This is a genomic window from Gilliamella sp. B14384G12, from assembly GCF_016101825.1.
Classification (GTDB): Bacteria; Pseudomonadota; Gammaproteobacteria; order Enterobacterales; family Orbaceae; genus Gilliamella; species Gilliamella apicola_N.
The window spans coordinates 534,844-550,209 of record NZ_JACFPU010000001.1 but is presented as its reverse complement, the minus strand read 5'-3'; the positions used below and the strand labels follow the sequence as shown (position 1 = coordinate 550,209).

Below are 15,366 nucleotides of genomic sequence, written 5' to 3'. Positions count from 1 at the left end.
ATTAGTCATAAAGATTTAATTTTTGCTCTCAGCATATAGGTAATATAGAGGTATTTATGAACATGACCGAATTTCAACAAAACTGTTATAAAATTGTGACCGATCCTAATTTGTCACCAAAACAAAAATCTAATTTACTCGCCTTAGCAGCAGAAAATAATTTACCTTATGTTGATTTGGATAGTGATACTAAGCAAGCTTTAGATGAGCGTGTGATTTGTGACATGTACGAAGGTCATGCACCTTACAAACCTCGTTATGTATTACCTGATTATGCAAAATTTCTTAAACAGGGATCTGAGTATTTAGAACTTGAACCAGCAAAAACATTTGATGATGCATTAAACATGCTTACTATTGCTTATCACCATGTTCCATCGGTAACAAGTATGCCTGTTTATTTAGGCTGTCTAGATCAAATCTTATTGCCTTATGTTGGTAATCTTAGTGAAGAAGATCTTTATCAACGTTTAAGACATTTCTGGATAATACTCGATCGCAATTTACCTGATGCGTTTATGCATGCGAATATTGGTCCGACTGACAATGTTATCTGCCGTATTATTTTACGCGTCGACAGAGAACTTAAACAGGTCGCCCCTAACTTAACGTTTATCTATGATGAGAAAATTACTCCAGAATCATTGCTATCGGTTGCAATAGAAAATATCTGTGAAACAGCTAAGCCACACATCGCTAATAATGAGATGATCAAAAAAGATTTTGATGATAAAGGTTATGGTGTGGTTAGTTGCTACAACTCATTACCAGTTGCAGGTGGTGGCAGTACTTTATCTCGAATTAATTTAAAAGAGGTTGCATTACGCAGTAAAAATATTGACGATTTTCTACAAAATACTCTACCTCACTATTGTCAGCTACAACTCAATTTGATTAAAGCTAGATCTGCATTTCTTTTCGAAAAATCTAACTTTTTCACTCATAGTTTTTTAGTGAAAGAAGGCATTATAGACGCTGATCGATTCGCTCCAATGTTTGGTATCTATGCAATGGCTGAAGCGGTCAATATTTTGCAAGAAAAATCAAACCTTGCTGGACGTTATGGTAAGGATGAAGATGCCAACGACCTTGCCTCAACGATTTCACAACAACTTGCGGCGTTTGTCGATAGCCATGAAATCAAATACGCATGGCGAGGCAAAGCTATGTTACATGCTCAATCAGGTATTAGCACTGATAGAGGAGCAACACCAGGATTACGCATTCCGTATGGCCATGAACCTGATCCCGTTACGCATATTATGGCACTGTTTAAACATCATCATTACTATACATCGGGTATCAGCGATATTTTAACGATTGATGAGACCATTAAAAGTAATCCATCAGCCCTACTGCAAATATGTAAAGCTGCGTTTCAATTTGGTTTCAGAGAATTTACCGCCAACATCAGTGGTAATGATTTGGTGCGTGTAACAGGTTATATGGTTAGACTTTCAGATATTGCCAAATATAAACAAGAAGGCTCTCGTATTAACACGACATTCTTAGGTAGTGAAGCAGCCGAAGATACCGTAAATAATAGCTATCTATGCCGTACTCCGCGAGTCATCAGTCATGAACAAGTCATGGGCAATCGTTAATAAACTATTACCATTTTCTTGTGTTGACGGACCGGGTAACCGATTAGTCATATTTTTACAAGGTTGTAATTTTAAATGCTTAAATTGCCACAATCCTTATACCATATCATTATGTAAGGAGTGTGGTGACTGTGTAACCACCTGCCCACATCAAGCATTATCTTTTATTAATTATAAGGTCATCTGGCAAACTTCGGCTTGCCAGCAATGTGATACTTGTATTAATACTTGTGGTTATCATTCTACCCCTATGACCTATAAATATAGCCTTGAAGATATTTTAAATATGATACGTAAATATCTCCCCTTTTTAAATGGGATAACGGTCAGTGGTGGCGAAGCAACCATGCAGTTACCATTTATCGAAGAATTATTTAAAACCATAAAACAAACGAATGATCTAAAACATCTAACTTGTTTTATCGATAGTAATGGGTATTTAGCACAAACAGGCTGGCAAAAAGTAGCCGATACGATGGACGGGGCAATGATTGACCTTAAAGCTTGGAATAATCAAGTACATAAAAAATTAACAGGTCGAGATAATCTGCGTGTAAAAAACACGATAACCTACCTTGCGAAAATTAAAAAATTATATGAAGTTCGATTCTTAGTTATACCAGAGCATACCGATCTTCAAGATAATGCCAAGCATCTTGCGCAATTTTTAACAGAAATCAGTCCCAATATCAAAGTTAGAATTAATGCTTTTCATAATCATGGTGTTCATGGTATTGCCAAAACTTGGAAATCTGCCACTAAACAGCAAGTGGAAACTTTTGCAGATCAATTAAAACACTATGGTCTGAAAGATATTATGTTACCAAGTGTTTATTTATGACGTTTGAATCTTACTATAATTTAAGCATGACTAAATTTTATATTTTTTATGAACATTGCTTAATTAATTGATGATTATTATCATTTTTCATGAAATTAACCTACTTTTAATATTATTGTTTTCTTTCCAATATATTCATATGATTTACTTTTACTAAAATTTCAGTATTTATGTTAGTTGTCTTTTTCATTTCAGATGATGATGAAGATAATGCTACCCGTTTTTATGATGTTATCTAGGTTGATGCTAAAGTAAAAAATAAAACAGATTGTCTACAAGGTATTGTTGTTATGCCCTGCATGTTGGCAACACAAAACAACGTTTTGGTTGGGGTAAAAAAACATGTAGTTCAATGATCAATTAAGTCATTTTCGCACCTACCTATCAAACCAATGAAACTGTATTTAAATACGCGTTTGTTTTTATGATAATTGGCTTATTAGTAATCGTCACTTTAATCATATTTTACCAACAAAAGGTTAAACTTATTAATATCTCAATACAGAATGCTCGCAGTTTTTTTGGCATTGACAAGATAAACTTACCGAAAGATTGCAATATTTATTGCTCCTTCAGGCAAGTCATCATTTTAATTAATACCTAATATTTAATACACATAGTATAGGCACTGTCTGGTTCTACAATGACATTACCCTCAGCCACTCCGACACTGTAAGCATGGACAAATCCATTAGGATCAACCTTAGGGGACATCTCTTTGGTGAAATAAAAATCATAATTAAATAATTTTTGGTAATCGGTGAGGCCAGCCATCATATCGCGCAAGTCACCATTTATCGGTGCATAATAGAAGATTTTACCCCATTCTCCCATTAAGCTATTGCCAATAATTCGCTTAAAACCATTTCCTGCTAAATACCAATTTTCATTAACATTATTATCATAAGAAAGCGGAGAATTGCTCAGTTCGGCTCGGGTTGGTAAGCGGTCACCACTGTTTTGGCATAAACTTTGCGCACCAGAGAGAGAGACGAAACTAAGATTACCAGTATGCACATAAAACCAATGAAGGATCGAGAATTGATAGAAGAATGTTGCATTTGTTTGAGTGTTGGTGACTTGAATCACAAAATCATCACCACTATTAGGAGCGTTATTAGTAAAAATAAATTCACTTTTTGAGTCTGGAACCGAACTGCGTGGTACATTTTTTAGTGATGAATTTGGATTTTTCAAAAGTTTATAATTATATTGTGATATCGATTTTAAAGGTACAACTCTAAATCGAGCTGATGGAAATGCCGTTGTAGGAAAGTATTTTCCGTTGCTATCAGTTGCAGTCGCGTTAAATCCTTTATGGGGAACAAATTGATTTGTATCATATGGATCAGGTCGATTTATCCAGTCAGCTCCCCAAGAAGCATTTTGACCGCCTTCTGGCCAACCATTTGTCATAATAAGTCCTAATACACCAGGCTGGATGTAACATACACCATCGTTGGTAGTAACTGGAAATGTTTTAGACACTTGTCTTGATTCGGAATCGGTTGGTATTCCGTATTGAGTTCTAGCATAAAATTGAACAGTTACAGTAACCGACGAATCACCTTTATAAGAACTACCTGTACATAAATTATCCCCTAATGGGTTGGTTGAATTCGAAGAGATAACATTATTATTCTGATCTTTCCACTCAGAAGTGATACTTTGAATAATGAAACTATTTGATGATTCTAAATAATCTCCATCAGGATCACTAATATCTGCATTGGTTAATTGCGATAGATCAACATCAAATGAATAATTACTTGGTGAGGTATTAAAAGCAAGCGAAAGTTTTTTATTCGAATCGGGGGCTATAACTATGGGGTCAATATTTTTCAAATTTAACTTCACTTGAATACCATTTAAAATTTTAGTATCCGCTGTATCAAGTATTGATGGTGGAGTACCCTGTATGTAATTGACAGTAGTAACTGTCAAATAGGCAAAACAGGCATGCCCATAACTGAGTAAGACAGCAAACATTAAAATATTTAGCATTAAGTGAGCTAAACTAACTTTTTTATAAAAACCAAGATTTTTATTCATTGCTACTCCGCTTTTCATAAACTACTCCACCTATCCGAATTAGATTATCGTCAATAGAATCAAGTTAGCGAACAAACATGCTTACAAAAGGTATATGACAAAAAGGAGAACATGCTCCTTTATATGTATCATTGATACCTAATATTTTAAAATCGAGAATGTGACAAAATATAAAAATTTATTATATAGAACTGATTACTTTAACTAATTGTAATTTTTGACTATTTATTTAAATTTAATTTTTTATCCTAAGATTTCCATTACAAGAGAATCCTACTGAATAAAACTAAATAAAACTTTAAAAAAATACGTTATGAAATTTTTGGAATTAAATATCTTTTTACTTTAGTTTCTAACAAAGTTCATCACTAAATGTTTATTAAAACAATTAATAAAAAAATATTAGAACCAAAAAAATACTAAGAAGAGAAAATAAGAAAAAATAAAACTAAAATTGTTAGAGTTAATTTTAATCATTTAATTTTATAAAAGCAAATATTTCAGCAATAGATTCATTCAATAAAAAATTACATTAATAATCAATAACTGATTTTACGTCATTTTAAAAGAATCATTCTAATCTAATTTTAAGCTCTTATTTTGAACAAGACAGGCCGATATCAATAAATTTCCCATCATAAATATATGATATTAATGCTGGGAAATTGCTAATTATTTCCCTTTTTTAAAGGCCGCGGCGAAAGCGTTACCCATTGCGCTATTGTTTAATGTCGATCTATTATTATTTTTAGAATGGTTAGCAGGTTTACTATTAATTGATTTATGTCCTTCCTGTTTTGGTGTAGCAGGATCATCAAGTCGCATTGATAAAGCAATACGTTTACGCGCAATATCAACTTCGACGACTTTAACTTTGACAATATCGCCGGCTTTTACAACCGTTCTTGGATCTTCAACAAATTTATCCGACAATGCTGATATATGGACTAACCCATCTTGGTGTACTCCAATATCGACAAAAGCGCCAAAGTTAGTTACATTGGTAACTGCACCTTCCATAATCATGCCGATTTTCAAATCTACCATCGTTTCGATATTATCAGCAAATTGCGCCGTTTTAAATTCAGGTCTTGGATCTCGACCCGGTTTATCCAATTCTTTGATAATGTCTGTCACGGTTGGAACACCAAAGTGATCATCGATATAATCGATAGCTTTAAGTGATTTCAAATAGCTTGAATCACCTAAAATCTCTTTTAATGTTTTGTGATTTTTATCCAAAATTCGCTCAACTACTGGATAGGCTTCAGGGTGAACCGCTGAGGCGTCAAGTGGATTTTTACCATCCATAATACGTAAAAAACCAGCACATTGTTCGAACGCTTTAGGACCTAAACGGCTAACTTTTAATAACTGTTTGCGATCGATAAATTGACCGTTCTCATTACGCCAATCAACAATATTTTGGGCGATCACTTTATTCAGTCCAGCAATGCGCGCAAGTAACATCATTGATGCAGTATTCAAATTAACGCCAACGGCATTTACACCATCCTCGACAACAGCATCAAGCTTTTTAGCTAATTGAGTTTGACTCACATCGTGTTGATATTGTCCCACACCTATTGATTTTGGATCGATTTTTACCAGTTCAGCTAATGGATCTTGTAAACGACGAGCAATGGATACCGCACCACGAATTGAGACATCTAGATCAGGAAACTCTTGGGCAGCAAGTTCTGATGCGGAATAAACCGATGCACCGGCTTCGCTGACAATGACTTTTTGCCCTTTTACTTCTGGATACTTTTTCTGAACATCAAGATAAAAACGTTCAGTTTCACGAGATGCCGTACCATTACCAATGGCAACTAATTCCACTTGATATTTGATGCAAAGTGCAGCCACCACCATTGCTGCTTTATCAGCTTGTCCTGTATGCGGGTAAATCGTTTCAGTTGCAACAAGTTTACCGGTCGCATCCACAACGGCAATTTTTACACCTGTTCGCAAACCGGGATCCATCCCCATAGTGACTTTCATACCCGCAGGTGCAGCCATTAACATATCGTGCAAATTTGCCGCAAATACATTAATTGCTTCTTCTTCTGCGCGTTCGCGCAAAGTAGTCATAAGTTCGGTTTCCATGTGCATTAAAATTTTAATACGCCATGTCCAATTGATCACGGCTTTACGCCATTTATCAGCTGGCTGATCATTAAATCGAACCCCAAGATGTTCAGTAATGATCTGCTCGCAATAACTCTCTTTTGGTGTTTCTTCAAATTGAGGATCAGCATTTAAAGATAGTTGTAAAAAACCTTCATTGCGTCCTCGAAACATCGCTAATGCACGGTGAGAGGGTACTTTGGAAATAAGTTCACTTTGTGCAAAATAATCACGAAATTTTGCCCCCTCTTCTTCTTTACCAGTAACAACTTGCGAAACCAAGTGCGCATTATTCCAAAGATAATGACGCACTTTAGCCAATAAAGTCGCATCTTCTGCAAATCGTTCCATTAAAATATATCGAGCACCATCTAATGCGGATTTAGTATCAGCAATACCTTTATCTACATTAAGATATTGTTCAGCTTCATTCTCAGGGTTTAGCATTGGATTTTGCCATAAATTATCAGCTAATGGTTCTAATCCAGCTTCGATCGCAATTTGACCACGAGTGCGTCGTTTTGGTTTATAAGGCAAATAGAGATCTTCAAGTTCAGTTTTGCTTAAGGTTTGCTTAATACTTTGGCTAAGTTCTGGCGTCAATTTTCCTTGTTCTTCAATTGACTTTAAAATGGTCTGTTTGCGATCTTCAAGCTCGCGTAAATAACTCAAACGATTGTCTAATGTACGTAACTGGGTATCATCAAGCCCACCTGTTACCTCTTTACGATAACGGGCAATGAAAGGAACGGTACTGCCCTCATCCAATAACTGTATGGCAGCTAAAACTTGTTCTGGTTTTACAGTAAGTTCACCAGCTATAATATGGCTAATTTGATTATTTATCATGGTATCTCAGTATATCTTATATCGATTAACGGAATTTAATTTAATCATGCAAAAAGCTAATTATATAACAAGAGAAGGCTATTTGGCACTTGATCGTGAACTGAAATATTTATGGAGGGAAGAAAGACCTCGTGTTACTCAAGCAGTATCAGATGCCGCAGCTCTAGGTGATCGCAGTGAAAATGCAGAATACATTTATGGTAAACGCCGATTGCGAGAAATCGATAGGCGTGTTCGTTTTTTAACAAAAAGGTTAGAGATATTAACCATTGTTGATCCTGACCCAAGACAGGAAGGCAAAGTGTTTTTTGGCGCTTGGGTCAAATTAGAAGATGAAACGGGCGAATCACATATTTACCGTATCGTCGGTGCTGATGAATTTGATCCTAAAAAGAATTGGATCTCAATCAATAGCCCTGTTGCCCGAGCATTAATTGGCCATAAAATTGATGATGAAATATCGGTCGTTACACCAAACGGCAAAACCTTTTTTTATATTTTAGAGATCAGTTATTCTGAATTAACTTAATATTAAATAAATAGGATTATAAAAAAGGAAGAAACTAAAAAATCATTTATTTTTAAAAAGTAACACCTTTAAGTAATATCGATTTAAGGTTAAAAACTCTAGGAAATAATGACTAATGTAAAGATAATTTTTTACAGAAATAATTAAATGATCCTAATCCAATAATCAATAAAATATATACTATAAGATATTGTTAGCTATAAATTATGGCTTATAAAGGTTACAATTAAAATAATTTTTATTATGTAATATTAAAATTATGATTTCTGTCAATCAGTTATATATATATCCAATTAAATCGCTTTCAGGTATATCACTCCAAACAGCCAATACCGTCGATGGTGGTTTTGAGCACGATCGAATCATGATGATTAGTGAACCTGATGGTACATTCATAACCGCCAGACAATTTCCGCAATTGTTAAAGCTTCAGGCATCTATAATGGGTAATGATGTTTCTGTTTCATTACCTTCGTCAGAAATAATTTGTTTTAATTTGGATGAATTTTCAGAAAATAATGAACCAACTGAAGTTTGGGGTAATCATTTCACTTCGCAAATTGCACCAATTAGAGTTAATCAATTTTTTAGTCACTTTATTCAAAAGGATGTGCAGTTACGCTGGGTTGGTCATAATCTAACAAGACGAACCAAACGCTATCCACAAATACCCGTGAGTTTTGCTGACGGTTACCCCTATTTGTTATTAAATAAGTCTTCATTTACTTATTTGCAGCAACAGTGCCCTGCTAAGCTCGATATTCAACAATTCCGAGGTAACATTATTGTTGATGGTGCATTACCTTTTGCCGAAGATGGTTGGAAAACAATTAAAATTGGTGAAGTCATCTTTGATATCGTAAAACCTTGTACTCGTTGTGTATTAACAACGTTCAATGTCAACACAACCGAACCATTACCTAATAATGAACCTTTAAAAACATTGGGTTATTTTAGATCTGATTTGGAGGGAAATATCAATTTTGGCATGAATATGATTGCTCGAAATCATGGAACCGTATCGGTTGGAGATAAAATTGAGATACTTGAACGACAACCTGCCAATAGTTATGTTAAAAACTTTCCTAAAGTAGAAACAAACAACTATCAATCTTGCAGTATCTCTTTTGAAAATACAAAATTTGAAGGTAATAATCAACAAACACTGTTAGAACAACTTGAACAGCATCATATTTCACTTCCCTATTCTTGTCGAGCCGGTGTATGCGGTCGTTGCTCTGTGTTATTAAAGAAAGGGCAAGTAAAACCATTAACGCAATCTGGAATTAAGCGCAATAACACTATTTTAGCGTGTAGTTGTATTCCTATGAGTGATATCATCATTAAACTATTAAAATAATTATCCAAAAATCAAATGTTTAAATAATAAATTCAAAAAATTAATGAATGTAAGTATTAAAATCATCCTATAAAGATAAGGTGACACTGAATGTTTAAAAAGTTTTTTATTTATCGTAAACCTTTTACTATTGATGCATAGGACTAGCAGCTAAAAGAAGTCAGAAAATCAGGGTTCAGCTCATCTTTAATGGATTTATATTACTTTCATATGAATAATAAAATATATTGGCTAACAGAGAAACGGCAAAGCAACAAGTGAATCATCACTGCAAAAACTACCTTTTTAGGGCAACGCTAATCATTAATCAAATTACGATTAAAAAGTATAGGATATAATATTCAATATTAATTAAAATCTGAATTACAACTGTTAATCAAAAGAAGAATGGATTAAATAGGAATGAGTAGAGAATAACTACTCACTTTGAATTAAGTTTGAAAATTAGGAAATTGCCTTTAATTCTAATTCTTTATCATCTAAAACCATTGAATTATCTGGTTGGGTAAATTGTTGCGCTAAAGCCAGTCTATCATTCATTACCTTAATCGCCTCTGAAAAATAGAAAGTTTTATTCATAGAGAAAAAAGTTGGTTGAGCAATAATACACAATGATGCATGTACACCAACTTCAACAACCATCATACAAACTTCAAATCCATCTTCTTGCATATGAACTTTAACGATATCAGCCACTTTTGGTATATATTCAATGGGTTGTTGAGAAAAATACCAACTTTTTGGCATTTGCGGCTTTAAAAAATTAGCGGCAACAATGGCGTTAATTGATAATTGAATCTTTTGTGATTCTGTCAAATTTAATGAATGACAACTATTGTGAAACTGATAATAAGATGCAGCATCACTAACAGAAAAAGCAAATTCACTAAAAACATCAGGAATTAGCATTTTACTTGGATAACAAGATCGGAACAACATATCAGATGAAACTTCCAGCATTAAACTATCGTATTCACGATCAAAATACCAACGCCAACCATCAGTTGGTCGAAAAGCCATCTTCATTGATATATTACCCCTCAATATAAGCAAATGCTGAAAGATAACATAATTTAAATAAGAAATAAATAAGAAATTAAAATAAAAAAATTTTAATTACCTAATTTTTAAAAACTTTATGATCATATTTGATCAATTAAAATGATCTAAATATGATCTTGTCACTATTTTTAGATCTTATTGAATTCAATGCTTTTTTTTACTTACACGTAGGCATGACCTGAAACTTTTTTACAAAATTAAAATATAAAAAAGGTGCCATTTGGCACCTTGTGTTTTAATCAGAATTAAACTGTATCAGTACTTAACTGGCTACATTAATACGTTTCATATCTGTCATGTAGCTACATAATTTGCGATATAATTTTTCGATCAGTTAATCCTAGATCGTTTCTTACAATTCTATAAAGATAAAATATCGATTTTTTCAACTTGATTTTTTTACTGAAACATAGTCATGACCTGAAACTTTTTTACAAAATTAAAATATAAAAAGGTGCCATTTGGCACCTTGTGTTTTAATCAGAATTAAACTGTATCAGTACTTAACTGGCTACATTAATACGTTTCATATCGGTCATGTAACTACGTAATTTGCGACCTACTTTTTCGATCAGTTAATCCTAGATCGTTTATTACAATTCTATGAAAGCGAAATATCGATTGTTTCAATCTGATTTTTTTACTGAAACGTAGGCATGACCTGAAACTTTTTTACAAAATTAAAATATAAAAAGGTGCCATTTGGCACCTTGTGTTTTAATCAGAATTAAACTGTATCAGTACTTAACTGGCTACATTAATACGTTTCATATCTGTCATATAGCTACGTAATTTGCGACCTATTTTTTCAATTGGATGATTACGGATTTCTTCATTTACATCACGTAATTGCGCATTATCAACACTACCTTCAGGAATTGCTTTGCCAAGATCACCTGCTTGTAACATTGGCATAAATTTTTCTCTTAATAGTGGTACAGCTGCATTAGCAAATAGATAATTACCATATTCAGCCGTGTCAGAAATCACCACATTCATTTCATATAAACGTTTACGAGCAATAGTGTTAGCAATAAGTGGTAATTCGTGTAATGATTCATAGTAAGCTGATTCAGGTAAGATTCCTGATTCAAGCATGGTTTCAAAGGCAAGTTCAACACCCGCTTTAACCATCGCTACCATCACCACACCTTGATCAAAGTATGCTTGTTCGTCAATTTTGCCTTGATATTCTGCAGCTTTTTCAAATGCTGTTTCACCTGTTTCTTTACGCCATTTTAATAAGTTAGCATCATCATTTGCCCAGTCTTTCATCATCGTTGAAGAAAATTCACCTGAAATGATGTCATCCATATGTTTACGATAAAGATCAGTCATGATCACTTTTAATTCTTTCGCTAAAGCATTAGCGCGTAATTTAGCTGGGTTTGATAAACGATCCATCATTAAAGTTATACCACCTTGTTTTAATGCTTCGGTGATAGTTTCCCAACCAAATTGTAATAATTTACAGGCATATGCAGGATCTACACCATCAGCAACAAGTTTATCAAAACAAAGTAGTGAACCTGTTTGTAACATACCGCAAAGAATAGTTTGTTCGCCCATTAGATCGGATTTAACTTCGGCAACAAATGATGATTGTAAAACACCCGCACGATGTCCGCCCGTTGCAGCTGCCCATGCTTTAGCAATTGCTAGACCTTCACCTTTTGGATCATTTTCTGGGTGAACAGCAATCAGTGTCGGAACACCAAAACCACGTTTATATTCTTCACGCACTTCGGTACCCGGACATTTTGGTGCGACCATCACAACAGTAATATCAGAACGGATCTTTTCGCCCACTTCAACAATGTTAAACCCATGAGAATAACCCAATGCCGCACCTTGTTTCATTAGTGGTTGTACAGCTTTAACAACCGCTGAGTGTTGTTTGTCTGGGGTTAAGTTAATGACAAGATCCGCAGTAGGGATAAGCTCTTCATATGTACCAACTTTAAAACCATTTTCAGTTGCTTTTTTCCATGATGCACGTTTTTCAGCAATAGCCTCTTTACGGAGTGCGTAAGAGATATCCAATCCTGAATCACGCATATTAAGACCTTGATTAAGACCTTGCGCACCACAACCTACAATCACAATTTTTTTACCTTTTAAAAAATTCGCTTCTGAAGCAAATTCATCACGAGCCATAAAACGGCATTGACCTAATTGTTCTAATTTTTCACGTAAATTTAAGGTATTAAAATAATTTGACATCATTCTCTCCATGAGTTCAATTGTTTATTTTCGAATCATGAAACATGATATAGTAGTTTTTTTGTTGCGAAAATTGATATATTTACAATATTATATTGCATAAATTGCAACATGCTTGCTAAGTTAAACACTTTCTTTTACTCTAAGCCACTTTCAATTCATCTATGAATCATTATGGATCCACGTTACCAGCAAGCAAATAAAGAAGCTAAACTATCACTGTTGTTGACCATTATCTACCTAATTGGGTGGATTATTTGTGCTTATTTTGTCGGGGATAACATTGGCTTTTTAGGGTTTCCTTTGTGGTTTGAGCTATCTTGCATAATGGTCCCATTAGGTTTTATTTTACTGTGTTGGATCATTGTAAAATTTCAATTCAAAAACATCTCATTAGAGCAAACTAAGTGATTAAAAAATGCATTTAGATATTATTTTACCTCTGGTTATTTATCTTATTTTTGTGTTTGCATTATCAATTTATGCTTATGCAAAACGTAAAAAAGTTAATCAATTTACCGATTATTTTATTGGTAATCGAACCATGGGCGGTTTTTTACTCGCTATGACCTTAGCGGCCACTTATATTAGTGCAAGTTCGTTTATCGGTGGCCCGGGTGCGGCTTATAAATATGGACTGGGTTGGGTATTGTTGTCGATGATTCAAGTGCCTACCGTGTTACTTTCTTTAGGGATTTTGGGTAAAAAATTTGCTATTTTGGCACGTAAATATAATGCGATAACGTTAAGTGATATGCTTTATGCTCACTATAAAAGCAAAATTATCGTTTGGTTTGCCAGTATTGCATTAGTGATTGCTTTTGTTGGCGCTATGACAGTTCAGTTTGTTGGTGGCGCTCGTTTGTTGGAATCGTCAGTTGGCATTCCATATGACATTGGATTACTGATTTTTGGCGTTGGCACCGTTATCTATACCGCATTTGGAGGCTTTCGAGCAAGCATTTTAAACGATGCTTTTCAAGGTTTAGTAATGATTATTGGTGCAATTTTGCTATTAACTGCTATTATTTATGCAGGTGGCGGAATATCAGCGATTATTCATCGTTTAAATGAAATTAATCCAGCACTTTTAACACCACAAGGTCCAGATAATTTTATGGACTTTCCTTTTATGACTTCTTTTTGGATATTAGTCTGTTTTGGGGTGGTTGGGTTACCACATACTGCTGTGCGTTGTATGGCATATAAAGATAGTAAAGCCGTGCATCAAGGCATCATTATTGGTACGATTGTCGTTACCATTATTATGTTAACTATGCACCTATCTGGCGCACTTGGACGAGCTATTATTGATGATTTAACGATACCAGATCAAATCGTTCCAACACTCATTATTAATGTTATGCCGCCATTAGCTGCTGGTATCTTTTTAGCTGCACCATTGGCTGCAATTATGTCTACAATTAATGCTCAATTATTACAGGTTTCATCTGTATTAATAAAAGATCTGTTTTTAAGTATAAAACCCGATACCAATTATAGTGATAAGATATTAACCCGCGCGTCGATCATCATTACCATTATTTTTGGTGGTTTGCTTATTTTAGCGGCTTGGAATCCTCCTGATATGATTATCTGGTTAAATTTACTTGCTTTTGGTGGACTTGAAGCTGTATTTTTATGGCCATTGGTATTAGGTCTATATTGGAAAAATGCCAATGCAACGGGAGCATTATGCTCAATGTTTGCTGGGGCTATTAGCTATACTCTATTAGCTGCTTATAATATTAAAATTTACTCTTTCCATCCAATTGTTCCTTCACTGATTATTGGATTATTTGTTTTTATAATTGCCAACATGTTTGGCAACTCGGGAAAAAATTATGCCTTGGATTCAACTCAGAATTAATACAACTAGCGAATTTGCAGAAGAAATTAGCGAACAATTAGAACAATCTGGTGCGGTATCAGTTACATTTCAAGATACCTATGATACCCCTGTTTTTGAGCCCTTACCTGGCGAAACAAAGCTTTGGGGCAATACGGATGTTGTGGGCCTTTATGATGCTCAAACCAATACAGATGAGTTAAAAGCAATATTAAATCTTGAGCAATATTCTTATAAAATTGAACAATTGGAAGATAAAGATTGGGAACGAGAATGGATGGATAACTTTCATCCTATGCAGTTTGGTCAGCGACTTTGGATTTGCCCAAGTTGGCGTGATGTTCCTGATCCCAATGCGGTTAATGTCATGTTAGATCCAGGTTTAGCATTCGGTACTGGCACGCATCCGACTACTGCCTTATGCTTAACTTGGCTCGAAAGCTTAGATCTGAAAAATAAATTAGTTATTGATTATGGTTGTGGTTCTGGCATATTGGCTATTGCAGCATTAAAATTAGGCGCAAAACGCGTTATTGGTATTGATATCGATCCTCAAGCAATTCAAGCTAGTAATGACAATGCACAACGTAATGGTGTCAATGACAAGTTAGAACTTTATTTAGCTAAAGATATTCCTGATAATTTACAAGCAGATGTAGTTATTGCAAATATCCTAGCTGGTCCTTTAAAAGAGCTTGAGCCACAAATAAATAAACTTGTGAAATCCCACGGTGAACTGGGCTTATCTGGTATTTTGGCTACCCAATCATCAAGTGTTTGTAGTGCTTATCAAACACATTTTGATTTAGATCCTGTCGTTGAACAAGACGAATGGTGCCGTATCACTGGTAAAAAAAAGTAAAAAAT

At 34.4% G+C, this 15,366-nt stretch carries 10 protein-coding genes and 1 pseudogene; 7 read left to right on the top strand and 4 right to left on the bottom strand.

All coding sequences use genetic code 11. The annotated features are described in order from the left end of the window. Positions 1-56 precede the first annotated feature (56 nt). Together H3S73_RS02425 and H3S73_RS02420 are read left to right on the top strand one after the other, a co-directional pair. Entirely contained in the window at positions 57-1,604 is a 1,548-nt protein-coding gene (locus H3S73_RS02425) for a YjjI family glycine radical enzyme (protein WP_198235806.1), read from the top strand. After that, the gene (locus H3S73_RS02420; protein ID WP_198235805.1) at positions 1,579-2,445 is read left to right on the top strand and encodes a YjjW family glycine radical enzyme activase; all 867 of its coding nucleotides are present in this window, start codon (positions 1,579-1,581) and stop codon (positions 2,443-2,445) included. The genes H3S73_RS02425 and H3S73_RS02420 overlap by 26 nt, the downstream gene beginning before the upstream one ends. Before the next feature lie 600 nt (positions 2,446-3,045). Here H3S73_RS02420 and H3S73_RS02415 read toward each other — a convergent pair. Both H3S73_RS02415 and H3S73_RS02410 read right to left on the bottom strand, forming a co-directional pair. Continuing rightward, positions 3,046-4,515, bottom strand: coding sequence for a hypothetical protein (locus tag H3S73_RS02415; RefSeq protein ID WP_198235804.1), 1,470 nt, complete (start codon positions 4,513-4,515; stop codon positions 3,046-3,048). A 789-nt stretch (positions 4,516-5,304) separates the two neighbouring features. Beyond that, positions 5,305-7,476 (bottom strand): annotated as a pseudogene (locus H3S73_RS02410) (Tex family protein); the annotation flags it as partial. A gap of 46 nt (positions 7,477-7,522) precedes the next feature. Between H3S73_RS02410 and greB the strand changes: the two are divergent. Next, complete coding sequence (gene greB / locus H3S73_RS02405) at positions 7,523-8,005, top strand: transcription elongation factor GreB (protein ID WP_065602028.1); 483 nt, start codon at positions 7,523-7,525, stop codon at positions 8,003-8,005. A gap of 259 nt (positions 8,006-8,264) precedes the next feature. After that, positions 8,265-9,365, top strand: a complete 1,101-nt coding sequence (locus tag H3S73_RS02400) for a YcbX family protein (protein ID WP_198235802.1) — start codon at positions 8,265-8,267, stop codon at positions 9,363-9,365. Positions 9,366-9,809: 444 nt separating this feature from the next. Here the strand turns inward: H3S73_RS02400 and H3S73_RS02395 are convergent, their stop codons facing one another. Together H3S73_RS02395 and ilvC are read right to left on the bottom strand one after the other, a co-directional pair. Beyond that, a complete protein-coding gene (locus H3S73_RS02395) occupies positions 9,810-10,391 on the bottom strand; it encodes a cell division protein ZapC domain-containing protein (protein ID WP_086318763.1) in 582 nt (193 codons plus the stop codon). A gap of 780 nt (positions 10,392-11,171) precedes the next feature. Beyond that, the gene (ilvC, locus tag H3S73_RS02390; protein ID WP_065738831.1) at positions 11,172-12,650 is read right to left on the bottom strand and encodes a ketol-acid reductoisomerase; all 1,479 of its coding nucleotides are present in this window, start codon (positions 12,648-12,650) and stop codon (positions 11,172-11,174) included. A 174-nt stretch (positions 12,651-12,824) separates the two neighbouring features. Here ilvC and H3S73_RS02385 point away from each other — a divergent pair, with 174 nt between their 5' ends. From H3S73_RS02385 to prmA, 3 genes are read left to right on the top strand one after another with little or no spacing between them, the layout of a single operon-like run. Then, positions 12,825-13,061, top strand: a complete 237-nt coding sequence (locus H3S73_RS02385) for a YhdT family protein (protein WP_086318565.1) — start codon at positions 12,825-12,827, stop codon at positions 13,059-13,061. 7 nt (positions 13,062-13,068) lie between these two features. Beyond that, positions 13,069-14,520 carry a sodium/pantothenate symporter gene (panF, locus tag H3S73_RS02380; RefSeq protein ID WP_086318564.1) on the top strand — a complete coding sequence of 484 codons (1,452 nt, stop codon included), beginning with the start codon at positions 13,069-13,071 and terminating at the stop codon, positions 14,518-14,520. Beyond that, a complete protein-coding gene (gene prmA / locus H3S73_RS02375) occupies positions 14,495-15,361 on the top strand; it encodes a 50S ribosomal protein L11 methyltransferase (RefSeq protein ID WP_086318563.1) in 867 nt (288 codons plus the stop codon). The genes panF and prmA overlap by 26 nt, the downstream gene beginning before the upstream one ends. Positions 15,362-15,366: the final 5 nt, after the last annotated feature.